This window comes from Rhodococcus sp. WB1 (assembly GCF_001700945.1).
GTDB lineage: Bacteria > Actinomycetota > Actinomycetes > Mycobacteriales > Mycobacteriaceae > Rhodococcus > Rhodococcus aetherivorans.
Genome location: NZ_CP015529.1, coordinates 4877361 through 4901011 on the forward strand (window position 1 = coordinate 4877361; position 23651 = coordinate 4901011).

Annotated in this window: 26 protein-coding genes; 5 read left to right on the plus strand and 21 right to left on the minus strand. The window is 70.6% G+C overall.

The features are described 5' to 3' along the window. Positions 1 to 3 precede the first annotated feature (3 nt). The 16 genes from hypE to A4U64_RS21875 all read right to left on the minus strand — a co-directional run bounded on the left by hypE (position 4) and on the right by A4U64_RS21875 (position 13884). Positions 4 to 1089, minus strand: coding sequence for a hydrogenase expression/formation protein HypE (gene hypE / locus A4U64_RS21805; RefSeq protein WP_006941964.1), 1086 nt, complete (start codon positions 1087 to 1089; stop codon positions 4 to 6). Next, the gene (locus A4U64_RS21810) at positions 1086 to 1766 is read right to left on the minus strand and encodes a D-sedoheptulose-7-phosphate isomerase (protein ID WP_006941965.1); all 681 of its coding nucleotides are present in this window, start codon (positions 1764 to 1766) and stop codon (positions 1086 to 1088) included. The genes hypE and A4U64_RS21810 overlap by 4 nt, the downstream gene beginning before the upstream one ends. After that, positions 1763 to 2518 carry a HypC/HybG/HupF family hydrogenase formation chaperone gene (locus tag A4U64_RS21815; protein ID WP_006941967.1) on the minus strand — a complete coding sequence of 252 codons (756 nt, stop codon included), beginning with the start codon at positions 2516 to 2518 and terminating at the stop codon, positions 1763 to 1765. The genes A4U64_RS21810 and A4U64_RS21815 overlap by 4 nt, the downstream gene beginning before the upstream one ends. After that, complete coding sequence (gene hypF, locus A4U64_RS21820; protein WP_084648674.1) at positions 2515 to 4857, minus strand: carbamoyltransferase HypF; 2343 nt, start codon at positions 4855 to 4857, stop codon at positions 2515 to 2517. Before hypF ends, A4U64_RS21815 begins: the two co-directional genes overlap by 4 nt. Beyond that, on the minus strand, positions 4854 to 5111 hold the full coding sequence (locus A4U64_RS21825) for a HypC/HybG/HupF family hydrogenase formation chaperone (protein WP_006941975.1): 258 nt from the start codon (positions 5109 to 5111) through the stop codon (positions 4854 to 4856). The genes hypF and A4U64_RS21825 overlap by 4 nt, the downstream gene beginning before the upstream one ends. A 3-nt stretch (positions 5112 to 5114) precedes the next feature. Then, complete coding sequence (locus tag A4U64_RS21830; protein WP_065923101.1) at positions 5115 to 5612, minus strand: hydrogenase maturation protease; 498 nt, start codon at positions 5610 to 5612, stop codon at positions 5115 to 5117. Position 5613: 1 nt separating this feature from the next. Next, positions 5614 to 5733, minus strand: a complete 120-nt coding sequence (locus tag A4U64_RS29245) for a DUF6893 family small protein (protein ID WP_006941977.1) — start codon at positions 5731 to 5733, stop codon at positions 5614 to 5616. Next, positions 5730 to 7106 (minus strand): hypothetical protein, encoded by a 1377-nt coding sequence (locus A4U64_RS21835; protein WP_065923102.1) that lies wholly within the window; start codon positions 7104 to 7106, stop codon positions 5730 to 5732. Before A4U64_RS21835 ends, A4U64_RS29245 begins: the two co-directional genes overlap by 4 nt. Beyond that, positions 7103 to 7774 carry a DUF6084 family protein gene (locus tag A4U64_RS21840; protein ID WP_006941981.1) on the minus strand — a complete coding sequence of 224 codons (672 nt, stop codon included), beginning with the start codon at positions 7772 to 7774 and terminating at the stop codon, positions 7103 to 7105. The genes A4U64_RS21835 and A4U64_RS21840 overlap by 4 nt, the downstream gene beginning before the upstream one ends. Continuing rightward, on the minus strand, positions 7771 to 8397 hold the full coding sequence (locus A4U64_RS21845) for a DUF5947 family protein (protein ID WP_065923103.1): 627 nt from the start codon (positions 8395 to 8397) through the stop codon (positions 7771 to 7773). The genes A4U64_RS21840 and A4U64_RS21845 overlap by 4 nt, the downstream gene beginning before the upstream one ends. Then, positions 8397 to 9269, minus strand: coding sequence for a NifU family protein (locus A4U64_RS21850; RefSeq protein ID WP_029547182.1), 873 nt, complete (start codon positions 9267 to 9269; stop codon positions 8397 to 8399). Before A4U64_RS21850 ends, A4U64_RS21845 begins: the two co-directional genes overlap by 1 nt. Positions 9270 to 9272: 3 nt before the next feature. Then, positions 9273 to 11057: a nickel-dependent hydrogenase large subunit gene (locus tag A4U64_RS21855; RefSeq protein WP_006941992.1), complete on the minus strand. Its 1785-nt coding sequence runs from the start codon at positions 11055 to 11057 to the stop codon at positions 9273 to 9275. Between the two features lie 24 nt (positions 11058 to 11081). Then, on the minus strand, positions 11082 to 12137 hold the full coding sequence (locus A4U64_RS21860) for a hydrogenase expression protein HypE (RefSeq protein WP_065923552.1): 1056 nt from the start codon (positions 12135 to 12137) through the stop codon (positions 11082 to 11084). A 111-nt stretch (positions 12138 to 12248) separates the two neighbouring features. Further along, the gene (gene hypB, locus A4U64_RS21865; RefSeq protein WP_065923104.1) at positions 12249 to 13100 is read right to left on the minus strand and encodes a hydrogenase nickel incorporation protein HypB; all 852 of its coding nucleotides are present in this window, start codon (positions 13098 to 13100) and stop codon (positions 12249 to 12251) included. Positions 13101 to 13104: 4 nt separating this feature from the next. Then, positions 13105 to 13434 (minus strand): hydrogenase maturation nickel metallochaperone HypA/HybF, encoded by a 330-nt coding sequence (locus A4U64_RS21870; RefSeq protein WP_050034496.1) that lies wholly within the window; start codon positions 13432 to 13434, stop codon positions 13105 to 13107. A gap of 72 nt (positions 13435 to 13506) precedes the next feature. Beyond that, positions 13507 to 13884, minus strand: coding sequence for an ArsR/SmtB family transcription factor (locus tag A4U64_RS21875; protein ID WP_006942001.1), 378 nt, complete (start codon positions 13882 to 13884; stop codon positions 13507 to 13509). Positions 13885 to 14062: 178 nt separating this feature from the next. Here A4U64_RS21875 and otsB point away from each other — a divergent pair, with 178 nt between their 5' ends. Both otsB and A4U64_RS21885 read left to right on the plus strand, forming a co-directional pair. Next, entirely contained in the window at positions 14063 to 14875 is an 813-nt protein-coding gene (gene otsB / locus A4U64_RS21880; protein ID WP_050034495.1) for a trehalose-phosphatase, read from the plus strand. 37 nt (positions 14876 to 14912) lie between these two features. After that, complete coding sequence (locus A4U64_RS21885) at positions 14913 to 17345, plus strand: glycoside hydrolase family 65 protein (protein ID WP_006942004.1); 2433 nt, start codon at positions 14913 to 14915, stop codon at positions 17343 to 17345. A gap of 84 nt (positions 17346 to 17429) precedes the next feature. On the opposite strand, the gene A4U64_RS21890 is transcribed toward A4U64_RS21885, so the two are convergent. Together A4U64_RS21890 and A4U64_RS21895 are read right to left on the minus strand one after the other, a co-directional pair. Further along, on the minus strand, positions 17430 to 17939 hold the full coding sequence (locus A4U64_RS21890; RefSeq protein WP_050034494.1) for an O-acetyl-ADP-ribose deacetylase: 510 nt from the start codon (positions 17937 to 17939) through the stop codon (positions 17430 to 17432). After that, the gene (locus A4U64_RS21895; protein ID WP_065923105.1) at positions 17936 to 18934 is read right to left on the minus strand and encodes an ADP-ribosylglycohydrolase family protein; all 999 of its coding nucleotides are present in this window, start codon (positions 18932 to 18934) and stop codon (positions 17936 to 17938) included. Before A4U64_RS21895 ends, A4U64_RS21890 begins: the two co-directional genes overlap by 4 nt. A gap of 76 nt (positions 18935 to 19010) precedes the next feature. Here A4U64_RS21895 and A4U64_RS21900 point away from each other — a divergent pair, with 76 nt between their 5' ends. Continuing rightward, entirely contained in the window at positions 19011 to 19691 is a 681-nt protein-coding gene (locus A4U64_RS21900) for an NUDIX hydrolase (protein ID WP_043802267.1), read from the plus strand. 18 nt (positions 19692 to 19709) lie between these two features. Here the strand turns inward: A4U64_RS21900 and A4U64_RS21905 are convergent, their stop codons facing one another. The 3 genes from A4U64_RS21905 to A4U64_RS21915 form a co-directional block, all read right to left on the minus strand. Then, on the minus strand, positions 19710 to 20117 hold the full coding sequence (locus A4U64_RS21905; RefSeq protein ID WP_006942012.1) for a hypothetical protein: 408 nt from the start codon (positions 20115 to 20117) through the stop codon (positions 19710 to 19712). Between the two features lie 80 nt (positions 20118 to 20197). Beyond that, positions 20198 to 20746, minus strand: coding sequence for a GNAT family N-acetyltransferase (locus A4U64_RS21910; protein ID WP_231772066.1), 549 nt, complete (start codon positions 20744 to 20746; stop codon positions 20198 to 20200). A gap of 131 nt (positions 20747 to 20877) precedes the next feature. Beyond that, positions 20878 to 22119 (minus strand): oxygenase MpaB family protein, encoded by a 1242-nt coding sequence (locus A4U64_RS21915; RefSeq protein WP_065923107.1) that lies wholly within the window; start codon positions 22117 to 22119, stop codon positions 20878 to 20880. A 50-nt stretch (positions 22120 to 22169) separates the two neighbouring features. Here A4U64_RS21915 and A4U64_RS21920 point away from each other — a divergent pair, with 50 nt between their 5' ends. Both A4U64_RS21920 and A4U64_RS21925 read left to right on the plus strand, forming a co-directional pair. Next, positions 22170 to 22799, plus strand: coding sequence for a TetR/AcrR family transcriptional regulator (locus A4U64_RS21920; protein ID WP_231772068.1), 630 nt, complete (start codon positions 22170 to 22172; stop codon positions 22797 to 22799). Positions 22800 to 23401: 602 nt separating this feature from the next. Beyond that, positions 23402 to 23617 (plus strand): hypothetical protein, encoded by a 216-nt coding sequence (locus A4U64_RS21925; RefSeq protein WP_006942019.1) that lies wholly within the window; start codon positions 23402 to 23404, stop codon positions 23615 to 23617. The last annotated feature ends 34 nt before the right edge of the window (positions 23618 to 23651 follow it).

The following is a 23651-nucleotide window of genomic DNA, read 5'->3' on the forward strand; positions in this document are numbered from 1 at the left end:
ACCTCAGCAGATCCGGGGCAGCGGATCGCCCACGAGCATGTCCACGATCCGGCTGCCCCCGAACGCGGTACGCAACGCGACGATGCCCTCCGGTTCGGCCAGGATCTCCCCGATCTCCGCGGCGTCGCCGCCGCCGGGGCACGCCCGCAGTGCGGCGAGGGCGGCGTCCGCCTCGTCCGGGGCGACGACCGCGACGAACTTGCCCTCGTTGGCGACGTACAGCGGGTCGATGCCGAGCATGTCGCACGCCCCGGTCACCGTCGGCCGGATCGGCAGCGCGGCCTCGTCGAGCACCACCGCCAGGCCGGTGGCCTGCGCCAGCTCGTTGCAGACGGTACCGACGCCACCGCGGGTGGGGTCACGCATCCACCGGGTCGACGGCGCGGCTGCGAGCAGGGCCGCCACCAGCTCGTGCACCGGCGCCGTGTCGGAGGCGATGTCCGCTTCGATCGCCAGGTCGCCGCGGGCCAGCAGCACCGCCATGCCGTGGTCGCCGAGCGTCCCCGAGATCAGCACGCGGTCGCCGGGGCGCACCAGGTCGGCCCCGAGGCGGCGCCCGGCGGGAACCAGGCCGACCCCGGCGGTGCTGATGTAGAGACCGTCGGCGGCGCCCCGGCCCACCACCTTGGTGTCGCCGGTGACGATCTCGACCCCGGACCGGGTGGCGGCCGCAGCCATGTCGGCGACGATCTCGCGCAGCCGCGCGATCTCGAAGCCCTCCTCGATGACGAACGCCGCGGACAGCCACCGCGGCCGCGCGCCCGACACGGCGAGGTCGTTGACCGTGCCGTGCACGGCGAGGTGCCCGATCGAGCCGCCCGGAAACGACAGCGGCTTGACGACGAACGAGTCCGTCGAGAACGACAGTCTCTCCCCGGAGTCGAGGCGCACGGTGGCGGCGTCGCCGAGCTGCTCGAGTTCGGTGTTGCGGAAGGCCTCGACGAACACCGAATCCACCAGTGCCGCGGACGCCTTGCCCCCGGCGCCGTGCGAGAGGGAGATCACGGTGTCGCGCAGGCGCGGCCGGCGCCGCCGGAACGCCTCGATCCGTTCGAGGACCCGGTCCTCGCGTTCGGCCGATGTGCTCACCGTCCGCCTCCCGTCGCCGATTCCGCGCGCGCCAGGTGTTCCTGCGCGGCCGACCACAGCCGGTACCCGATCAGGGCGTGGCTCTCCTGGATCCGGTGGATGCTCTGCGAGCGGATGGTGAAGCAGAAGTCGAGATCGTCGGTGGCGGCCATCCGGCCGCCGTCGTGCCCCGCGAATCCGATGGTGAGCAGTCCCCGCCGCCGCGCCTCCGCCAGCGCCGTCATCAGGTCGTCGGAGTTGCCGGACGTGGACAGGGCGATCGCGACGTCGTCGCCGTGCGCGTGCGCGATGATCTGCCGCGAGAAGATCAGCTCGAATCCGACGTCGTTGCCGAGCGCCGTCACCACCGCCTGGTCCGCGGCGAGCGACCAGGCCGGCACCGGCCGTCCCCGGGCCGGCCGGCTGAACAGCGTCGCCAGGGTCGCCGCGTCGGTGGAGCTGCCGCCGTTGCCGAAGGTGTAGAGCCGGCCGCCGCGAGCGAAACGCTCGGCCATGCGCTGCCCCGCCGCGACGAGGTCCTCGCCCCATTCGTCCAGCGAAGCCCGTTGCAGACGCGCGCTGTCGGCCGCCTTGCCGCGGGCGGATTCCGCAAGGTCGCGCAACAGGGCGGTGGCGTCGTGCTCCTGCGCGTCGATGAACGGGTACAGGAAGTCGGTGCCGTCCGGTTCGGTGCTCACAGCCGTTCCCCCTCATCGAGTGCCCCAGCATCGAGTTCCGGCGCGTCGAGTCTGGTGAGGGCGACGCCGCCGTGCACCAGCACCAGGTCGCCGGGCGTGACGTCGCCGAGGAGGGAGACGTCGACCCGCTCCCGGCCGGCCGCGGTCCGCACCGGCGCGGCGCCGGTGTCGTCGGCCGGCCACATCACCTCGCCGAGCCGGCCCTCGTCGCTGCAGGTCACGCACACCTCGTCGGTGCAGCCCGGGTCGGCGAGCAGGCCTGGATGCTCGAAGCACACGTGCGTCAGTTCCCACAGCAGGTGGTACAGCAGGACGAACCGCCCGGTGGCGGGCACCATCGGATCGTCCGAGTCCACCCACAGCACGTGGGTGGCCGCACCGGGCGCGGGCCGCGGACCGGAGCCGATCCAGATGGTGTCGGTGCCCCACGCGGGTGCGCGCCGGGCGATCTCGCGCACGGCCGGCTGATCGGCGGAGGCGACCGCCAGGATGACGTCGCCGGGGCGGGCGGCGACCCGGCACTGGGCGACCGGGTCCGGCTCCACGAGCGACACCGACGGCAACGCCCGTTTACCCATGATCACGGGGTGCACGAACTCGACCGCCACGTGATGGGCGTGCGGCTCCCACTGCGGGGACACCACCCACAGGGTCGCCCCGGCATGGAACCGGCGGGCCAGGCTCAGCGCCGTCGCGGCGAGGTCGGCGGCGAGTTCCGCGCCGATCGGCTCGGTGTCGTGTGTCGATGTCATCGCGCTCGTCCCGTCCCGGCAGGGTCCACGGCCCGGCCGCGTGCGAACGCGGCACCGAGCGCGGCCTGCCCCAGCGACAGGCCACCGTCGTTCGGCGGCACCCGCCTGTGTGTCAGCACCTCGAACCCTCTGTCCTGCAGCATAGTTCGGACCATGCCCAGCAGGAGCCGATTCTGGAACACGCCGCCCGTCAGGCCGATGGTGCGTACCTCCGCCGCATCGGCGATCCGGGCCGCCAACCGCACTGTTGCCGATGCCAGCGCACGGTGGAAGCCTGCCGCGAGGTCCGCGGCGGGGACCCCGAGCCGGACGCCGGCGACGAGGCAGGCCAGCGTGCCGGCCCAGTCCAGCTCGTCCCCCCGCAGCGACGAATGCACCGGCGCGGCATCCGTGGCGGTGCGCGCCAGCACCTCGAGTTCGATCGCGGCCTGCGCCTCGTAGCTGATCCGGTGCCGCACCCCCAGCACGGAGGCCACCGCGTCGAACAGCCGGCCGGCGCTGGTGGTGCGCACGCAGCCGACGCCCGACGCCAGCTGCGAGTCCACCAGGGCGCGTTCGGCGGCACCGAGCGCGCTCACGCACGGCAGGTCCTCGATCTCCTCGATGCCGGCCTCCCGCAGCACGGCCAGCGCGACCCGGGCCGGGGTGCGCACGGCGACGTCGCCGCCGGGCAGCGGGAACGACCGCAGGTGCCCGGCGCGCCGGGCGTCGCAGGGATCCGTTCCCACCAGCAGCAGCTCCCCGCCCCAGACGGTGCGGTCGCAGCCGTATCCGGTGCCGTCGAACGCGATCCCCAGCACGGGGGTACCGAGCCGGCCATGCTCGGCGAGCAGGGACGCGACGTGCGCGTGGTGGTGTTGCACTGCGCGCAGCTCGACGTCGTGGTCCTCGCAGTAGCGTTCGGCCCACTCCCGGGTCGCGTAGCCGGGATGCGCGTCGGCCACCACCACCTCGGGGGTGACGCGGTGCAGGGCGGTCAGCTGCGCGACCGACGCCTCGAAGGCGCGCCGGCTCTCCACCGTGCCCATGTCCCCGAGATGCGCCGAACAGAAGGCGTAGTCCTGCCGGGTCAGGCAGAAGGTGTTCTTCACCTCGGCGCCGACCGCGAGGACCACCGGCGCCGCGCCGCCGAGCAGCACCGGCATCGGCGCAAATCCCCGTGAGCGCCGCAGCGGCAGTTCCACGCCGTCGGCGACCGCGACCACCGAGTCCTCGCACGGCACCGCGATGTCCCGGTCGTGCATCAGGAACAGATCGGCGATGCCGCCGAGCCGGGCCAGGGCATCGTCGTTGCGGAAGCAGAGAGGCTCACCGGACAGGTTTCCCGACGTCGCCACCAGCAGCCGCGGCACATCGTTCCCGTGCCCGGGCACCGGCGCGAACAACAGGTGGTGCAGCGGCGTGTACGGCAGCATCACCCCGAGCTCGTCGAGTCCGGGTGCGACCGCGTCGGCGACGGCCGCGCCGGGACGGGCCCGCAGCAACACGATCGGCCGGGCCGGCGCGGTGAGCACGGCCTGCCCGGCCGCGGACAGCAGGCACACCGCGGCGACGGCCGCGACGTCCGGCGCCATCACGGCGAACGGCTTGTCCGGCCGGTGTTTCCGCTCCCGCAGCCGGTTCACCGCGGTGGGGTTCGTGGCATCGCACACGAGATGGAAGCCGCCGAGTCCCTTGACCGCCACGATGTCCCCGGCGGCGAGCGCCGCCTGCACCGTGGCCAGCACCTCCGCGTCTCCGTCGATCCGGCGGCCGTCGCGTACGGCGAAGATCCGCGGCCCGCAGTCCGGGCAGCAGATCGGCTGGGCGTGGTAGCGGCGGTCCGTGGGATCGGTGTACTCGCGGGCGCAACTCGGGCACAGGGGGAACCGGGCCATGGTCGTCGCCGGCCGGTCGTACGGCAGGTCCGTGATCACCGTGTAGCGGGGCCCGCAGTGGGTGCAGTTGACGAAGGGATGCCGGTAGCGCCGGTCGGCGGGATCGTTCAGCTCGCGCAGGCAGTCGGCGCACGTCGCCACGTCCGGCGGGACCAGGGTGCGCGCCCCGTCCGCGTGGTGACTCTCGACGATGCGGAAGTCGTCCTCGCCGCGCGGCATTCGCGGGGCGGCGGCCACGTCGACGAGCACGGCCAGCGGCGGTGCGTCGTCGCGCAGGCGGCGGGTGAACTCGTCCAGATCCGCGGCGGCACCCTCGATCTCGAGGAACACCCCGGAGTCGTCGTTGCCGCAGTACCCGCCCAGGCGCAACTCGCGGGCCAGCCCGGCGACGAACGGCCGGAAGCCGACGCCCTGCACCACGCCACGCACCACCAGGCGCCGTCGCTCGGCCACGGGGTTCACGGTGCCGCTCCCGGTTCGTCCCGGGGCCGTCCCATCAGTTCGAGCCCTTCCATCGCGCGCCGCGCGCCGGCCTCGTCGACCCGATCCATCGCGAAGCCCATGTGGATGACGATCCAGTCGCCGGGCGCGAGGTCCGGGTCGTCGAGCATGCCGACGTTCACCTTGCGCTCCTCGCCGGCCACGTCGACGAGGGCGAGCTGCCCGGCGTAGCCGTCGAGCCGCCGGATCACCCGTCCCGGGATGCCGAGGCACACCGCTCAGCCCTCGTCCCCGGCGGCCGCGGCTCCCGCCGGCGGCGCCTGCGCATGCAGGCGGCGCACGGTGCGCCGGACGGCATCGACGGCCGGGCCGACGGCCGCGGCGACCGCCGGGGACAGCCCGAGGCCCTCCTCGACCGCCGCCACCTGGCAGCCCACCACCACGGTGGGGGGCGCCTGCCCGCCGAGCGCCTCGAGGCTCGCGAACACCGCGGCCGGGTCCATGGCGTGCGCGTCGATTCCCGCCGGTCCCCGCGTGGCGGTGTCGGCTTCGAAGACCCGCACGGCGCCCGGCTCGCCGGCGCCGGGGACGGCGTCGACGAGCACGAGCGCGTCCCACCCGTCGAGCAGGTCGTAGGCCAGGTGCATGCCGCGGATCCCGTAGTCCACCACCCGGGTTCCGGGTGTGTCGGCCGGGATCCGCCGCACCACCTCGGGGCCGAAGCCGTCGTCGCCGAGGAAGATGTTGCCGATGCCCGCCACCAGGATCCGCACCACGTCACATCCTGCGCATCCGCAGGTACCGCTGGATGTCCGGCAGCGACTGCACCGTCACGACCACCCCGCCGATCACCGCGGCGGCCAGTGCCGCGGTGGCCAGCATTCCGATGAATCTCATGGCTCCTCTTTCCTCCCGAGCGGCTCGAGTTCGTCGGGCGCGAAGTACAGGTAGCGCCCGTACCAGTCGTGCAGGTCCGCGGCCGGATCGTCGACGAGGACGACCCCGACGTGGGTCTCGCCGTCGACGTCTGCGTGCACGGTGGCCACGCGCGCCACCCGGTCCCGGAAGAACAGGTCCTGCGCGTCGGCCCGGCGCGACGGGTGCAGCCGCACCAGGCTGCCCTGCGCGACCCGGATCCCGCCGATCAGCACCCCGTCCGTCTCGGGCCGGACGCTGGTGTCCGCCTCGGGGGTCCACCAGTCGACGCCGTCGGGCAATTCTGGAATCAGCCCGCCCTCGCGGTGCGGGTCCCGCAGGATGCCGTGCAGGGCCTGCATCTCGGCGGGGGTCATCGTCTCGCAGCGTTCGACGATCTGCGCGGCCCGGGGGTCGGTGGCCCGCGCCTCGGCCTTCTCCTCGTCGGTCAGGGTCAGGACCCGCAGGGTGAGGATCTCGTCGATCTCGGTGGCGTCGAACAGGTCCCCGCCGCTCTGCTCGGCGACCTGCGGATGGTCGTACAGGATGATCGGGGACACCAGCAGCGTGGCGGACTCGCCGGGTGTGGCGGGGTCGGCGTCGCCGGCGAGGACCGGGAAACACCGGGTGTGTGCGCACTCGTCCGCGAGGCCGGCGACGTCGGCGGGCGGCTCGAGCAGCGAGACGAACCGCCCGCCGCGGGCGGCGAGGATCAGATGCGCCCCGATCAGCGACCGTCGCAGCGCGTCGGTGGCGTCCACGGGTGCGTCGCCGGTGTTCTCGACTGCGAGATCCAGGCGCATCGCCGCACCGGTTCCGGCGGACGGGCCCCGCTCCACGCGGACGACCGCGTGCACCGGCCACCGCGTGCGTACCACCCGGCCGGTGACGGCACCGTCCGCGGCGGTGAGCAGTTCGATGTCCGCACCGCCGGGAACGGCGACCGGAACCGTACGCGGGACGGCGAGTTCGGTGACCGGCAGCGGCCCGAGGGGAATCTCGCATTCCACGGCCTCGTCCCACCCGATCCACGAGCGGCCCGCGACGGTCAGTTCGGCCACGGTGACGTAGTCGTCGCCGTCGCGGCGCTGCACCGTGCGGGTCTGCAGTTGCAGGAACCGCACGACCACGTCGATCGTGGCGTCGGCGCGCAGTGGGCGCAGCACGCACTGCGTAGCCAGCGCCGGCTCCTCGCCGATCCCCGCAGCGGCGGCGCCGGGCGGGCCGAGCACACCGAACTGCCAGCGGGAGTGGTTCTTACGGGAACTGGCCCGGTACGGGTACAACAGGTAGCCCTCGTACAGCACAGCGTCGGCCACCGCTCGCACCCGATCAGCCTGTCCCTGCACGGTCACGACGCCGCCTCCCCCGCGCCGGTCGCCGCGGCCGGCCTCGCCTCGGCCGCGGCGAGCAGTTCGGTGACCGCCGCGTCGAGATCGGTGTGCCCGTGCGCCACCTTGTACCGGGTCAGCGCGGCCAGCGTGTCGTGCCCCATGCGGGCGAACCCAGTGCCGGGGAAGTGGCTGCGGATCATCTCGTGCCACACCGAGACCGGCAGGTCGTAGCGGGCCTCGCGGTCCCACGGCACCGGCTCGACAGCCACCCCGCCGCCGCCGCGGCCGAACACCGTCCCGCTGAACAGCAGCAGCAGCGGCACCGCGCCGTCGTCGAGGGCGTGCAGATACCGGGCGGCCGCGACCTCGAAGTCGTACGTGCACGGCAGCGGCAGTGCCGTCTCGCACTCGCCGGCGAAGCCCGGCACCATCGTGGACGTCTGCAACCACGCGAACGAGGAGAGGGTGCTGCCCCACCGGTCGCGGGTGCCGAACAGGTCTCCCAGGGCGGCCTCGGCGTCCGGACCGTAGCGTCGGCGGGCCGGTTCCAGGCGCACCTGGCAGCGCAGCGCCACGCTGTGCACCGGCGCACCCGTGGTTTCCCGGATCCGGAGGCGCGCCGAGAGGCTCGGGGTGGCGGCATACGGTTCGGGAGCGATGTCGACGACCGTGAAGTCCAGGGCGGTCACGCCTGCCCCCTCGCCGGGACGGGACGGCTCCGCCGGGCGACCTCCGCGAAGAAGGCGTCGAGCTCGGCACGGGCATCGGTGCCGCCGTCGAAGCCGCGCCAGACCCGTCGCAGCCGGCCGACCAGCGCGTAGCAGGCGTCGATGGGCACCAGATGACAGTCGGCGGCGCCCCGTCGCGGAACCCGCACGAGCAGCGCCTCGACGTCCGGCAGCGGGGGCAGGAGCGACGGGTTGCCGCCGCACAGCGCCTCCCAGGCGTCGAGCGGCAGTTCCGATTCGGTCGCGCCGGCCGGGCCGGGATAGAACGCGACGGTCCGGCCCAGGGTCGAATTCCGGAAGAAGAACGCCAGGTTCACCGGGATCTCGAGGCTCGCCCAGGCGCCGGGGGTGAGCGCGAACTCCGGGAAGGACAGGTACCGCTCCGGCACCGCCCGGTAGCGCAGTTCCGCCCCGGGATCGGTGAACAGCAGACAGCAGGCCCGGCACACGCACATCAGCTGGCGTGCCTGCACGTCGACGACGTGCCCGTGCCCGTCGCCGATGCCCACGGCGCACATCTCGCAGCGCTCCCCCGCCGGCCGAGGTGCGGCGATGCGCTGCAGGACCTCGAAGGGGGACGGCATCACGCCACCCCGGCGGGCACGGCCACCGACAGCACGCCGTCCCGCACCAGCACCGGCACCGGTTCGAGGTGTTCGTCGCCCGCGTCGAGCCGGACCCCGGCACCGCGCACGTCGAAGTGCGCCGCACAGGTCGGGCACCGCAGCACCGCCGCGTCCGCCCCGGCCCCGGCCCGCCGGTGCAACGCCGCGCCGGCGAACGCGTGGGTGCAGACCGGGCACCGGTCCCGGTAGGCGAGGAGCTCACCGGCGACGCGGCACACCAGAACCGGCAGGCCGGCGACGACGAAGCCGCCGACCTCACCTTCCGGGATCTCGTCGAGTTCCGGCGCCGCACACCATGTTCCACGAACATCGGAATGCACCCGGGTGAACAGCGCCGCCGCGGGAATGAGTCCTTGCCCCGTGGACCCGGCGGTCTCGACCTCGAGTTCGGTGATCTCCGGCGCCGCCGCCCGCACCGCGTCCTGCACGGCCAGCTCCAGGGTCACCGCCGACGACGGGCATCCGTGGCAGCTGCCGAGCAGACGCAACCGGACCACGTCGTCGCGGATCGCGACCAGCTCGACGTCCCCGCCGTGCGACCCGAGGTAGGGGCGCACCCCGTCCAGCGCCGTGCGCACCCGGGTCTCCACGTCGTGCGGGTGCAGCCCGTGGATCAGCAGCAGGCTGGCGACCAGGTCGTCGCGGGCCAGGTCGTCCATCGCGCCGGGATACCGGGCCAGCGCGTCGCAGATTCCGGCGAGTCCCGCCCCGTAGAGTCCCATCACCTCCCGGACCAGGTCCTCGGCCCGTTCGCGCGCCGCCGGCCCGGCCGCGGAGCTCGCGTCCAGCAGTGCCTCGATACGTTCACCCGACTCCCGCCATCGCTCCATCCGTCACTCCCCGGTGACCGACTGGGTCGGGGAGTGCAGTTTCTCGAGGGTCTTCCCGTCTCCGAGGTACATGTGCACCCCGCAGGGCAGGCACGGGTCGAAACTGCGCACGGTGCGCATGATGTCGATGCCCTTGAAGTGCTCGCGGTCGTTCTCCTCGAAGATCGGCTGCCCCTGCACCGCATCCTCGTACGGGCCGGGTGTGCCGTAGCTGTCGCGCGGGCTGGCGTTCCACGGTGTCGGCGGATACGGATGGTAGTTGGCGATCTTCCCGTCGCGGATCACCAGATGATGCGAGAGAACGCCGCGCACCGCCTCGGTGAACCCGCAGCCGATGCCCTCGTCGGGGACCTCGAACGGTTCCCAGGTCTTGGTGCGGCCGGCCCGGATCTCCACCAGCGCCTTCTCGGCGAAGTGCAGGGCGCACGCGGCGGCGTAGGCCTGGAAGTAGGTGCGGGCCCGGTTGCGTTCGAGGGTGTTGCTGCCGTGCTGCGGGATCTTCCACTCCAACGTCACCGGCCCCTTCAGCGCGGTCTTGGGGAGGTTGATCTGCACGCTCGACCCGGTGGACTTGACGTAGCCGATGTCGACGAGCCCGGCCAGCGCCGTCGACCACAGCCGGGCCAGCGGCCCGCCTCCGGTGTCGAGGGCCAGGTAGTCGGTGCCGTCGAACCAGCGGGGCGACATCACCCAGCTGTACTTGTCCTCGAGATCGCGTTTCTGTGGTCTCGGATTGGTGTGCTGGTTCCAGGGATGGCGACGGTCCACCGGATTGCCCAGCGGATCGGTCTTCACGAACATCTCCTGATCCGTCCAGTCCTCGTAGTACGAGGAGCCGAGCAGGATGCGCAGGCCCAGGTTGATGTCCACCAGCGAGGTCGTCACCAGCTTGCCGTCGACGACCACCCCCGGGGTGACGAACATCTTCCGGCCCCAGTCCTCCATGTCCCGGTAGGCGAAGTTGCACGTCTCCGGGTCCTGGAACGAACCCCAGCACCCGAGCAGGGTGCGCCGCAGCCCCACCTTCTCGTACCCCGGCAGCGCCTCGTAGAAGAAGTCGAACAGGTCGTCGTGCATGGGCACGACCTTCTTCATGAACTCGACGTAGCGCATGAGCCGGGTCAGGTAGTCGGTCATCAGCTGGATCGTGGCGACCGTGCCGACACCGCCCGGGTACAGGGTGGACGGGTGCACGTGGCGACCCTCCATGAGACAGAACATCTCCCGGGTCGAGCGGCTCACGTGCAGTGCCTCGCGGTAGAACTCGCCGGTGAACGGGTTGAGCGTGCGCATGATGTCCGCGATCGTGCGGTAGCCGTGCTGGTCCGCCCGGGGGGCGCGGGTGTTCTCGGCCTTCGCCAGCACCCCCGGATTGGTCTCGGAGACCATCTTCTCGCAGTAGTCGACCCCCACCAGGTTCTCCTGGAAGATGTTGTGGTCGAACATGTATTCCGCGGCCTCACCGAGGTTGACGATCCACTCACCGAGGTGCGGCGGCCTGGCGCCGTACGCCATGTTCTGCGCATAACAGGAACAGGTGGCGTGGTTGTCCCCGCAGATACCGCAGATGCGGCTGGTGATGAAATGCGCGTCGCGCGGGTCCTTGCCCTTCATGAACAGCGAGTAGCCACGGAAGATCGACGAGGTGCTGTGACATTCGGCCACTTCGCGGTTCGCGAAGTCGATCTTCGTGTAGATACCCAGACTGCCCACGATTCTGGTGATCGGATCCCACGCCATCTCCACCAGGTTGCTGCCGGCGGCGGGATCGGGGACGGTGGCTGTCATCGGGCTGCCTCTCTCGGGGCGGGACTACCAGGTACGGGTCGCGCCGGTGGTGAGTTCCGTACCGGGCGTACGCCAGGACGGCTCCTTGTCCAATGTGCTCTTCGTCAGGCTCCGCAGCTGCCGCACGGCCGAGCCGTACACGCCGACCGCCCGCGTCGAGAGCTTCCCCCCGGGCGGCTCGTCCATGAACGGCATGAACTTGTCCGGGAAGCCGGGCATCGTGCAGCCGATGCAGATACCCCCCACGTTGGGGCATCCGCCGATTCCGTTCATCCAACCCCGTTTGGGGACATTGCATTTGACAACCGGCCCCCAGCAGCCGATCTTCACGATGCACTTCGGGGAGCCGTACTTGGTGGCGAAGTCGCCCTGCTCGTAGTACCCGGCGCGATCGCAGCCCTCGTGGACGGTGATGCCGAACAGCCACTGCGGCCGCAGTGCCTCGTCCAGCGGGATCATCGGCGCCTGACTCGTCGCCTGGTACAGCAGGTAGGTCAGCGTCTCGGACAGGTTGTCCGGCTGGATGGGGCATCCCGGCACGCACACGATCGGGATACCCGCCTTCGACTTCCATTCCCAGCCCAGGTAGTCGGGCACGCCCATCGCGCCGGTCGGGTTACCGGCCATGGCGTGAATGCCGCCGTACGTGGCGCAGGTGCCCGCCGCGACGATCGCCGTGGCCTTCGGCGCCAGCCGGTCGAGCCACTCGCTGGTGGTGATCGGTTGCCCGGTCTCTTCGTTGTTGCCGAAGCCGGACCAGTACCCCTCGCCGTGCAGCTTCTCGTTGGGGATCGAACCCTCGACCACCAGCACGAACGGCTCGAGCTCGCCGCGGTCCGCCTTGCGGAACCATTCGAGGAAGTCGTCCGCACCACCCTGGGGGCCGCATTCGAAATCGATCAGCGGCCAATGCACCGCGACCTTCGGCAGCCCCGGCAGCGCGCCGAGTGCAATCTCTTCCACACTGGGTTGCGTGGCGGCGGTGAGAGCCACGGAATCGCCGTCGCAACTGAGCCCGGCGTTGATCCACAACACGTGGATCAAGGCCTCTTCGGCCGCCTGGGCCTCGGGTGTGGGCATGCCGACCACCTTCCGGAGCGCCCCACGCTCCTGCGCCGCAGGAGTCGACCCTCGGCCCACTTGCGCGGCGCTTTCTCTATTAACGCCCCGTTCCGGAGGGATGTCAACGAATCATGATCGTCCCGACCGGCGGTCGGCGATCCAGCGGTACCACGCCTCCATGCCCTCCCCCGTGGTGGCCGACACCGCGAGCACCTCCACGCCGGGGTTGACCGATCCGGCGTGGCGGACACAGGTTTCGAGTTCGAAGTCGACATACGGCAGCAGGTCGACCTTGTTGACGACGACGAGATCGGCGACCGCGAAGATGTGCGGGTACTTGAGCGGTTTGTCCGTTCCCTCCGGCGTCGAGATGAGCACCACCTTGGCCTGCTCCCCCAGATCGAAGAGGGCCGGGCACACCAGATTCCCCACGTTCTCCACGAACAACAGCGTTCCCGGAGCCGGATCCAGGGCGGTGAGCGCGTCGTGCATCATCTGCGCGTCGAGATGGCATCCGGCACCGGTATTGACCTGCACCGCGGCGCATCCCGTCGAGCGGATGCGCTCGGCATCGAGCAGGGTCTCCTGGTCGCCCTCGATCACCGCGATCGGCGCGGAGCCGGACAGCTCACGGATCGTTCGTTCGAGCAGGGTGGTCTTGCCGGCCCCCGGCGAACTCATCACGTTGATCGCCGTCACGCCGCGACCCGCGAGCCACCCCCGCGTACGCTCGGCGAGCAGGTCGTTCTTCGCGAGCACCTGCTGTTCGAGAGTGACGGTCTCGGTCTGCACGGGCGCACGGTCGTGCTCGTGGCCGTGGCCGTGCTCGTGGCCGTGGCCGTGCTCGTGGCCGTGGCCGTGGCCGTGCTCGTGGCCGTGGCCGTGCTCGTGGTCGTGCTCGGCGCCGTGGGGAAGGTCGTGCGCGTGCGGCACCGTGATCCGCGGCCCCGCCTCGTCGTCACAGCCACAGGTGGCACACATCGCTTCAGCTCACCTCCATCGACACGATGCGAAGCTCGCGACCCGACCGCACTTCGACATCGGCACTTCCGCAGGAGCACAACAGAATCGGATCGAACAATGCGAATTCGGTCCCGCAGACCCGACAGTGCCCGACACCGGCGGGCGTCTCGATGTCCAACCGTGCACCTTCCGCGACGGTGCCCACCGTGACCAGCTCGAAGCAGAACAGCATCGAGTCGGGGATCACGGCACACAGCACTCCCACCGCGACGCGCACACTGTGCACGCGACGGTCGCCGGCGTGCTCGCACACCGCATCCACCACGCTCTGCGCGATCGACAATTCATGCATCGCGGCCCCACTCCGCCCACCTCACGGGCTCGTCTTCACGATAGGCCGCGGGCCCGCCCCGGGGACGCGGAATCAGATGCTTCCGTTCTCCGGGGCGGCGTGGTCACGGTCCGGGTGCGTGTGCCCGGCGTGCTGGTGGGTCGCGCCGATCGAATGCAGCAACTCGTGGACCGTCTCGTCCACGAGGCGGTACCGCACCATACGACCCTCACGCTCCGCCGCCACCCAGCCCTGGTTGCGCAGCAGGCGCAGCGCGTGGGACACCGCGGTGCCGGTCATCTCCAGGGCTGCGGCAAGGTCCGTGACACAGATGCCCGGCGCGTGGTGCAGGCACAGCAACAAGCGCAGCCGGTTCACGTCGGACAACAGTTCGAAGCGGTGGGCCCACCGGTCGATGTCCGGCGTGTGCAGTGCCGCAACGGCGCGCTGCACGTCGGCGGGGTCGAACATTGCGCCGGACGTCATGGCTGAAGTCTACGAACCCGCGGGCCGTCGTAGTGCCCACACCCGTACCGCGGGTCCGGACGGGATACCCCCCTCGTCCCACCACACGGTCCTACAGTGGAAGGGTAGACCGTGGCCGTGCCGCACGCGCGGCGTCCGCCGCGCCACAGGGGGTGCCCCGATGATGGAGGAAACTTCGGTCCGCGATCTGCCTCGCGCGCTGGGGAACGAAAGCCTGACCCGTCGGCTGGCGGAGTGCCGGCCGGCGGTGTTCCTGGACTACGACGGAGTACTCACCCCGATCGTGCCGCGACCGGAGGACGCGGTGATCTCGGACGGCATGCGCACCGTGGTCCGGGAACTCGCGTCACGCTGCCCGGTATGCGTCGTCACCGGCCGGGACCGGGCGGTGGTGCAGCAGCTGATGGGTATCGACGACCTGGTGGTGGCCGGCAGCCACGGCTTCGACATCTGGACCCCGCAACGCGGCTCCGTCTCCGACGACCGCGTCGCCCGGTTCGCGGACCTCGTCGCGGCGGTGACCGACCGGCTCCGCACCGAGATCGGGGCGATCCCCGGGGCGCTGGTGGAGCCCAAACGGGCGTCGGTCGCCGTGCACTACCGGCTCGCCGAACCCGCCGACCGGAACCGGATCGCGACGGTCGTGCAGGGGCTGCTCGCCGAGTACCGCGGCGAGCTGAAGGTCACCCCGGGGAAGATGGTGTACGAGCTCGCGCCCGCCGTCGACTGGGACAAGGGCCGAGCCGTGCTGTACCTGATCGAGGTGCTCGACCTCGACTCCGCCGACACCGTACCGGTGTACCTGGGCGACGACATCACCGACGAGGACGCCTTCCGGGCGCTGCGCGGACGTGGGATCGGCATCCTCGTCGGCCGGGCGGACGATCCGGAGATGGCAGGCCGGACCACGGCCGCCGAGTTCGTGCTCTCCTCCGTCGACGAGGTGGAGCGCTTTCTGACCGCACTGGCGCGGTGATCGCGGACCACGCCACGGGAGTCCGGGAGGGAACGTCGTGCAGGAGCCGAAGTTCGAGCTCGACTACGACCGGTTCGACAGCGCGTCGGAGGGACTGCGGGAGGCGCTGACCTCCACCGGGAACGGCTACTTCTGCACGCGCGGCACCGCCGAGTGGGAGGACATGAGCCCCATCCACTATCCCGGCACCTATGTGCACGGGATCTACAACCGCGAGACCACGATCATGGGCGGACGCCCGGTACTCAACGAGGACCTGGTCAACGTGTCCAACTGGCTCGTCCTCAAGCTGCGCATCGAGGGCCAGGACGCGGTCCGGCTCGACAACGTCGACGTGCTGTCCTACCGGCACACCTACGACATCCGGCTCGCCACGGTGATGCGCGAGCTGCGGTTCCGGGACCGCTTCGGGCGGGAGACGACGCTGCGGAGCCGCCGCTTCGTGAGCATGGCCCACAGCCACCAGGCCGGGATCGAGTGGACGCTCGTCCCGGAGAACTGGTCGGGGCAGATCGAGGTGGTCTCCGCGCTGGACGGTCGCGTCACGAACCAGATCGTCGCCCGCTACCGGCAGCTCGAAGGGCGCCATCTGGATCCGGTGTCCCCGCGCACGTTCGGCACCGAGACGATCGCCCTGCGGGTGCAGACCCGCCAGTCCGACATCTACGTCGCCGAGGCCGCACGCACCCGGGTCTTCCGCGGGGAAGGTTACGACGACGGACCCGTGGAGGTGGACCGCTCGCTGTACCAGATGGAGGACTACATCCAGCAGGTGCTCTGCTTCGACGTCGAGGAGGGCCGGCCGACACGCGTGGAGAAGATGGTCTCGTTGTTCACCTCCCGGGACAATGCGATCACCGAGGCGCTGGCCGCGTCCGGCCGGCACGTGCTGCGGTACCCCGACTTCGCCGCCGCGTACGCCGAGCACGAGGCGGCGTGGGACGAGCTGTGGGACATCTGCGACGTCCGGCTGCCCAGCGAGCCGCGCGCCCACCTGCTGCTGCGGCTCCACGTGGCGCACGTGCTGCAGGTCTGTTCCCGGCACACGGCGCGGCACGACGTCGGGGTGCCGGCGCGGGGCCTCAACGGGGAGGCCTACCGGGGGCACGTGTTCTGGGACGAGATGTACATCTACCCCTTCCTGAACCTGCGGATGCCGGAGGTGACCCGGAGCCTGCTGCTCTACCGGTACCGACGGTTGTCGGAGGCCCAGGCCGCGGCCGAGGAGGCCGGGTACCGCGGTGCGATGTTCCCCTGGCAGAGCGGCAGCGACGGCACCGAGGAGACCCAGGCCGTCCATCTCAATCCCCTTTCCGGACAGTGGGATCCGGACCTCAGCCGCAATCAACGGCACGTCAACGCGGCGATCTTCTACAACGTGTGGCGTTTCCTGCAGGCGACCGACGACACGGAGTTCCTGGCCGACTACGGCGCCGAGCTCATGCTCGAGATCGCCCGATTCTGGGCGTCGACCGCCCACTTCAACCCCGAGCGCGAACGCTACGAGATCCACGGTGTGATGGGGCCGGACGAGTTCCACGAGCGCCATCCCGGCGCGTCCGAGGACGGACTGCGCAACAACGCCTACACCAACGTCATGGTGGCCTGGATCATGGCGACGGTGCCGTCGGTGCTCGACTCGCTCTCGGCCAGCCGCCGCAGCGCCCTGCTCGCCCAGCTCGCGGTGACCGACGAGGAGCTGCACACGTGGGACGACATGAGCCGGCGGATGTTCGTGCCCTTCCACGAGGGGGTCATCAGCCAGTTCGAGGGCTACGACGAGCTCGAGGAGCTCGATTGGGAGCACTACCGTGCCGCCTACCCCAACATCCAGCGGCTCGATCGCATCCTCCGGGCGGAGGGCGAGGATCCGAACCGGTTCAAGATGGCCAAGCAGGCCGACACGGTGATGCTGTTCTTCCTGTTCGACGACGACGAGTTGCACGCGACGTTCGAGCGGCTGGGTTATCCGTACGACCAGGAACTGGCCCGGCGCACCATCGAGTACTACGACCAACGGACCTCGCACGGGTCGACGCTCAGCCACGTCACGTTCGCCGGCGTGCTCGCCGACATCCACCCGCCCAGTTCGTGGGAGCGCTTCATGGTGGCTCTCGAGAGCGACGTCAGTGACATCCAGGGCGGAACCACCAAGGAAGGCATCCACATGGGGGTCATGTCCGGCACGCTGGACCTGCTCCAGAGCAGCTTCGTCGGGGCCCGGGTCTACAAGGGCGTGCTGCTGTTCCGGCCCCGGCTGGTGGACCGGCTCGACGGCGTGTCCTTCTCGATCCGGTTCCGGGGCACGCCACTGCGGGTGCGCATCGTCGGCAACGAGTTGACGGTGCTCGCTCAGCCCGAAGGGTTCCACGGCCCCGTCCGGGTGGGTCTCGACGGCCAGGTGTGCGAACTCGGGGCCGGGGAGAGTTGTGTGTTCACCCTGCCGTCGCAGGAACCGTCGATGTCCTGAGCGCCGCAGGATCGCCGCGGCCGAATGTCACACGCATTCGATCCAATTGAACGCGTGTGACATTCGGCCGCCGGCTCCAGCTCCTTACGCCAGGGTGCGGCGCATCAGTTCGGCGACGCTCCGGTCGTACGCGACGAGCGTGACGATCTCGACCGCGGTCCGGGCGGAGGTCAGGGCGGTGACCGCCTGCCGGATCGCGTCTTCCTTCGGCCAGCCGTAGGCACCGGCGGAGATCAACGGGAACGCGACGGTCCGGGCACCGAGGGTGTCGGCGACGGCAAGGCTGCGGGTGTACGCCGACCGCAGCAGGTGCGAGCGGTCCTCGTGAGGCGAGTAGACCGGCCCGACGGTGTGGATCACCCAGCGCGCCAGGAGCTTTCCTGCGGTGGTGGCCACCGCCGCGCCCACGTCCAGACCGTTGGGCAGCGTCGTCGCGCGCAGGGCCTTGCAGGCGGCGAGGATCTCCGGACCGCCGGCGTGATGGATGGCGCCGTCGACGCCGCCGCCGCCGAGGAGGGAGGACTTGGCGGCGTTGACGATCGCGTCGACGCGCTGGGTGGTGATGTCGCCGTGGACGACGTCGATCAGGGTCACGATTGCTCCTGGAGTTCGGTGGGATGAGCGGAGACGGCGGCGCGGCGGTCGTATCCCTTCCGCGCGGCGTCCGTGGCCAGGTGGTTCAGGTCGTGCGCGGTGTGCCCGGGCCAGCCGTGCAGGATGCGCCGCCACCGATCGGGGACCGCCGAGGCTCCCCAGCGGGCGCCGAGCAGTCCGCCCGCGATGGCGGCGGTGGTGTCGGTGTCACCGCCGGCGCGGACCGCGGCCTCGAGGGCACGCTGCAGGTGCCCGGCGTCGGAATCGTCGGTGGTGCTGATCGCCCACCACGCGGTCTGCAGGGCGTGGACGGTCCATCCGTTGTTCGCGAAGTCGCCGGGCGTGCCGTGCTCGGCCCGGTCGAGCAGCGGAGCCCAGTAACCGGCGACGTCGGCGGGACAGACCTGCAGGTAGCCGCGGACACCGTCGAAGGTGCCGTGCAGGACGGCGTGGCGGATCGCATACGTCCACAGCCGGCAGGCCTGAACCGCCTGCGGGTCGTCGTGGGTCAGCAGCGCCACCTCCCCGGCGGCGGCGACGGCAGCGTCCGCGTCGCCCGAGCCGAGATAGGACAGGGCGACCGGGGCGGTCCGCATCAGGGCGCCGTTGCCGCCCTTGCGACCGGTCAGCGTGCGGGCGCGGGCCTGCATCGCCGCGGCGCCGGCGGGGCGATGCGAGAGCACGGCGCGGGTCTGGTTGCCGATGTCCTTCGGGCCGGAGTCGAACCACCGCATGAACTGCGCGGCCACCGCGTCGAGACCTGCTGCGCCGCCGAGGTCGACGCCGGTGGCCGCGACCTCGGCGACGGCGACGGCCATCGCGGTGTCGTCGGTCCACTCCCCCGGTTCCCAGCCGAACACGCCCCCGCCGATCATGTCGATCACCGCGTCGGCGGTGGGATGAGTGAACTCGTAGCCGGCACCGAGGGCGTCCCCTGCCGCCGTCGCGAGAAGCACCCCCACCGCCCGGTCACACCGCTGCGCCGTCAACGCCATTTCCCGCTCCCTCCGCCGACCATTTCGATCAAATCTGCGCTATCAATTTAGATCAAAATCACGCTAAAGTGCAACCGTGAGCGACTGGACGGACGGGGCGGGCCGGAAGCTGGCCGAGTACCCGCACCCCTCGACCGCGGTGGACATCGCCGTGTTGACCTACTCCGACGGCGAACTGCGAGTGCTGGTGGTCGAGCACAGTCTCGGAGACCTGGCCCTGCCCGGCACCTTCCTCCACGAACGCGAACGCGCCGCCGACGCCGCCCGACGTGCACTGCGTGACAAGACGAGCCTCACCGGCATCCGGTTCCATCAGATCGGCGTGTTCGACGCTCCCGACCGGGACCCGCGCGGATGGGTGATCTCGATCGCCCACGCCGCGGCGTTGCCTCGCAAGGACCTTCCGGGCGACGCCCACCTCGTGTGCGTGCGCGACGGAAAGGCCGAGCAGCCGTTGGCCTTCGACCATGCCGAGATGGTGGCGGCGGCCGTCGCGGATCTGCGAACCCGCTACGCGCAGCGCGTGGATCCCGACGGACTGCTCGGCGACGAGTTCACCGTCCTCGAGCTGCGGCGGTTGTACGAGGTGATATTCGGCGTTCCGCTGCAGAAGGATTCGTTCCGCCGCCACGTGGTCGACGCTCTCGTCAGCACCGGGCGCATGTCGAGTCCGGGCGCCGGCCGGCCGGCGGAACTGTTCCGCCGCAAGGACGGCGCGCGGTTGCCGGCTCAGGCAGCGGTGTTGTTCACCGGCTGATATGTCCGCGGTGCGGATTCAGAGGATCGGGTAGACGAAGTGTCCCGGCCCACCGCCCGGCAGACTCGAACCCGTGACGTTCGGCAGATTGGCCGGCAGCCGGATCAGCTTGTGCGGCTGTCCGTTCTGATCGGCCTGCCAGCAGTCGGTGGTCACGCCGTGGAATCCGACGCAGACGATCCGGGTGCCGGTGCCGAACGGTGACGTGAGCCGATTCCGGTTCACCAGCGGATTCCAGTAGTCGAGGTCCGCCGGGGTGAGGAAGTCCTTGGTCTCGAACGGCACCATCGGTGTCGGATAGGACGGAATCTCGGGCCACTCGTCCTGGGCCGCTGCCGGACCGGACGCACCGAGGACGGCCGCGGCCGTCAGCAGCAGCGTGGCTCCCGCGCGCCGGGCATGGCGGCCGATACGGTTGCTCGTCATCTCGCCTCCTCGCGGAACTCGTCCGACCATGGAAGCACGTCGCCGCCGCCCGCGCCGGGCGCCACGCGGAGACGGACCGGTCAGCCGAGCCGCTTGTGGTAGACGACGACGTCGCACGGGACCGCGAGCAGCGGGACCAGTTCGGGGTACATGACCTCGGGCCCGTCCGTCCGCACCGGCTCGTACCCCATTCGCGGATACCACTGCGACAGGAACACCTTCGACGGGTGCTCGAAGTCTCTCGGCTGGATGACCTCGAGCTGCATGATCTCGCTCCCGAGCCGTGCCGCGTGGGCCTCGGCGAACCGCACGAGGGCACGGCCGATGCCGGCGCCCCGCACCTCCGGATCGGCAGCGAGCATCCCGAACTCGGCGACGCGGGCGTCGAGCTGCACCACCTTCACGCAGCCCACGATCCGGTCACCGAGCGAGGCGACGAAGAGCCGGCCGGCACCGGCCAATTCGGCGATCTCGCTCGCCGAGGTCCGGGTGGCTCCCTCCGGCCACATGCCTTCCTCGGCGACCGCATAGACGGCATTGACGAGGTCGGCGACCACCTTCGCCGTGTCGTCACTGCCGTCGGACGGGCGCACAAGGGGCCCGATGCTCAGCTCTCCGGAGTCCGTCAACGTCTTTCACCCGCTCCACTCGACGACCGCCGCCCGCAGCTGCTGGAGACCGGCGGTCCGGCTTGCCGGGACAAGCCTAGCGACCGGGACGACGCGACCGATCCGGCCCCCGGTGGGCGGCCGGGAAAAGCTCAGCCGGGCAGCGCGCCGACGGCGGGCCTCGACGCCCCGAACTTCGAGGCGAGTTCGCGCCGTGCGGCCCGGTCGCCGAGCCGCTCGAGGAACCGCCTCCCGGTGCGCGTGCGTGCGACCACTGTGGAGATGACGACGTTCTTGACCACCACCGGCGGAACCGCCCATGCCGGGGTGACGGGCAGACCCAGCTCCCGCAGGCTCTGCGTGCCGAGGAAGTACCGGAGCATGCTCAGCAGGCGCTGCCGCTCGTACCGGCCGCGCACGTCGCCGAACCGGCCGTAGTCGAGGGTGCGCTGGCCCTCCACGAGGGCCCCGGACAGCGCGGCCCCCGCGGGCGTGACGTCGTCCTGCACCAACAGCACGTGGTAGTTGAACACGTGCTGCTCGCGTTCGGTGTCGAACAGCCAGTCCTCGTCGATGCCCATGAGCCATCCGACGTATTTCCACAGGTGCATCACCGCCCGGGACTCCTCACGGGTGACGAAGTAGCCGAGCGCCCGCATGCCGAGCAGCAGTGTGCCGTTGAACAGCCCCAGGGTTGCCGCCTGGTCGGTCTGGTTGATCGGCAGCCCCCAGCGTTCGATGTCCCATCGACCGTTGGTCTCGAACTGGTGGTTGATCAGCGCGTGCATGGCGCGCACGTGCACGGTGAGCTTGAATCCCTCACCGTCCCGGCGCATCCCACCGGGCTCGCCGACAGCCGTACCCCACTTCTGGGTTTCGCCGAGGCGTCGCATCGCGGTCGAACCGGTCAGGCCCCCGGTCTCGACCAGCAGATCCGGCGGCCCACCGAACCGGTAACCGCCGATGAGCGACAGCTGGAGCAGCACGTCGATGCGGCTGCGGCCCATCCGGCGGAAGGCCCGGGCACCCTTCTCCACCAGGCCGAAGTCCACCCATTCGGGGACGTGATCGACCACGGCGAAGAACCGTCGCAGTGCGTCCGGCGCGTCCGGCACCGCGTCGATGCCGTGCTCGAGCGCCCGCTGGAACTGCGCCATGGTCACCCGCTCGGCGTCCGTCCGGGGGCGGCGCATCGCGCGCACCAGGTCCGCGCCCACCTCGTCGCGGGCGACCATCCGGCGGCCGATCCGGTCGAGCAGTTCCTCGTCGACGGCACCGATCCGCGCGTAGGCACGCAGGGGCCGCCCGATGCGCTCGTTTCTGGGTCGGATGCCGACGTATCGGTGCGGGTAACGCACCGCCTGCGCGTCCTGTCGAATCTCCTGTGCCACCATGGGCCGATGCTTACACGAGCAATTACTCGCGTTCAATTCGCATCCGGACGGTGCCGGTGAGACCGGCGGAGCAGGGCCGGATGCGCCGCGTACCGCAGCAGCGCCGCTCGCAGGAGATGGTCGAACGCATCGTCGCCGCCGGCCGGGAGGTCCTGCTCACCGACGGATACGAGGGCGCCTCCACCAATCGGATCGCCGCCGCGGCGGGCATCAGCCCCGGATCGCTGTACCAGTACTTCCCCGGCAAGGATGCCATCGTGGCCGAAGTCGTCGACCGCTGGACCGAGGAGGTGCAAGCTCGCATTTCGCACGTGTTCACCGGTGCGCTCGACGCCCCCACCTGGACCGAATCGGTGCGAACCAACATGCGGGTGCTGCTCGAGGCACTCGGCGAGAACCCCCGCCTGCTGCGCGTGCTCATCGAACAACTCCCCCGCACGCCGGACAGCCGGCTGGTCGCGTTCGAACACCGCATCGACGCGCTGCTGGCCATGTGGCTGCGCTTCAATCCCGGCCGGCGCCCGATCGAGCATCCCGAGGCCATCGCGTGGATGCTCGTCCGCACCGTCGAGAACGTCGCGGTCGGCTACGTGCTCGATCAGCCGCCCATCGAGCCGGACGTCATCGCGGACCAGCTGACGGCCATGATCACCGCCTATCTCAAGGAAATGCTGGACTGACACTCGACACCTCGCCCGCTTGTCGTCGACCGATCAGGCAGCTGAATGAAACCGGACCGAGTTCGATGCGGTTCGATGTCCCTCGGGGTCAACACAGGAATCGTGCCCGGACCGGCGAAGTCGAGGTCGGATACGTGCAGGACACCGGTAGTCCCGTCGCGACGACGCCGGAATGTTCCGATCGGCGCCACGGCCACCAAGCCGAGGAGCTGCACGTGTCGGTGAGCACACTCGAGCGGTGGGTCGCCGGCTATCAGTCGGCAGGTGTTGCCGGCTCGGCCGATAGCCGCATCCACAGTCGGTATGCCGTTAATGTGGATCCACCGCGGGACGCGGCGTGCGTGCGGGTGCTGGACCGGCATGTCGCCGCGTCCACGCCGGCGCGCCGGTCACGGCTGCCACCTCGGGGCGTGCGACTCCGATGGTCGAGGACCGCAAGCTGCGCCTCGCCGGCGAACAGTACCGATTCGGAGGATATGAACCCGCGACCACACCGCTGCGCCCCAGTAGTTCGCTGAGTTCTTCTGCGAACTACTGGAGTTGCCGGCCGTATCATTCGAGGTAGTTTCCCAAGCATCCGAGAAGGTCGACAGGAGAGCACCATGGCGACCATCACCGGGGAGATCCTCATCCACCGGCCGGTTGAGGAAGTGTTCGACGTCGTCATAGACAAGCGCAACGAACCTGCCTACACCCCGCGGATGCTACGTGCGAACAAGCTCATCGATGGGCTGATCGGTGTCGGCACCCGCTTCCGCTGCACAGTGACGTCCCCGTCGCAGCCGCCGGTACCCGGGATGCCGAAGGCATCGTGGTGACGGTGAGCAATCGGCCCCGCGGCCGCACCCCGCG

What these genes read in the sequence shown, in the direction of transcription:
- A4U64_RS21870 (WP_050034496.1), bottom strand. Translation starts at nt 13,434, where the DNA reads ATGCATGAATTGTCGATCGCGCAGAGCGTGGTGGATGCGGTGTGCGAG.
- A4U64_RS21845 (WP_065923103.1), bottom strand. Translation starts at nt 8,397, where the DNA reads ATGCCGTCCCCCTTCGAGGTCCTGCAGCGCATCGCCGCACCTCGGCCG.
- A4U64_RS21895 (WP_065923105.1), bottom strand. Translation starts at nt 18,934, where the DNA reads ATGGCGTTGACGGCGCAGCGGTGTGACCGGGCGGTGGGGGTGCTTCTC.
- A4U64_RS21850 (WP_029547182.1), bottom strand. Translation starts at nt 9,269, where the DNA reads ATGGAGCGATGGCGGGAGTCGGGTGAACGTATCGAGGCACTGCTGGAC.
- A4U64_RS21855 (WP_006941992.1), bottom strand. Translation starts at nt 11,057, where the DNA reads ATGACAGCCACCGTCCCCGATCCCGCCGCCGGCAGCAACCTGGTGGAG.
- otsB (WP_050034495.1), top strand. Translation starts at nt 14,063, where the DNA reads ATGGAGGAAACTTCGGTCCGCGATCTGCCTCGCGCGCTGGGGAACGAA.
- A4U64_RS21875 (WP_006942001.1), bottom strand. Translation starts at nt 13,884, where the DNA reads ATGTTCGACCCCGCCGACGTGCAGCGCGCCGTTGCGGCACTGCACACG.
- A4U64_RS29245 (WP_006941977.1), bottom strand. Translation starts at nt 5,733, where the DNA reads ATGAGATTCATCGGAATGCTGGCCACCGCGGCACTGGCCGCCGCGGTG.
- hypB (WP_065923104.1), bottom strand. Translation starts at nt 13,100, where the DNA reads ATGTGTGCCACCTGTGGCTGTGACGACGAGGCGGGGCCGCGGATCACG.
- A4U64_RS21860 (WP_065923552.1), bottom strand. Translation starts at nt 12,137, where the DNA reads ATGCCCACACCCGAGGCCCAGGCGGCCGAAGAGGCCTTGATCCACGTG.
- A4U64_RS21905 (WP_006942012.1), bottom strand. Translation starts at nt 20,117, where the DNA reads ATGACGAGCAACCGTATCGGCCGCCATGCCCGGCGCGCGGGAGCCACG.
- A4U64_RS21815 (WP_006941967.1), bottom strand. Translation starts at nt 2,518, where the DNA reads ATGACATCGACACACGACACCGAGCCGATCGGCGCGGAACTCGCCGCC.
- A4U64_RS21915 (WP_065923107.1), bottom strand. Translation starts at nt 22,119, where the DNA reads ATGGTGGCACAGGAGATTCGACAGGACGCGCAGGCGGTGCGTTACCCG.
- A4U64_RS21925 (WP_006942019.1), top strand. Translation starts at nt 23,402, where the DNA reads ATGGCGACCATCACCGGGGAGATCCTCATCCACCGGCCGGTTGAGGAA.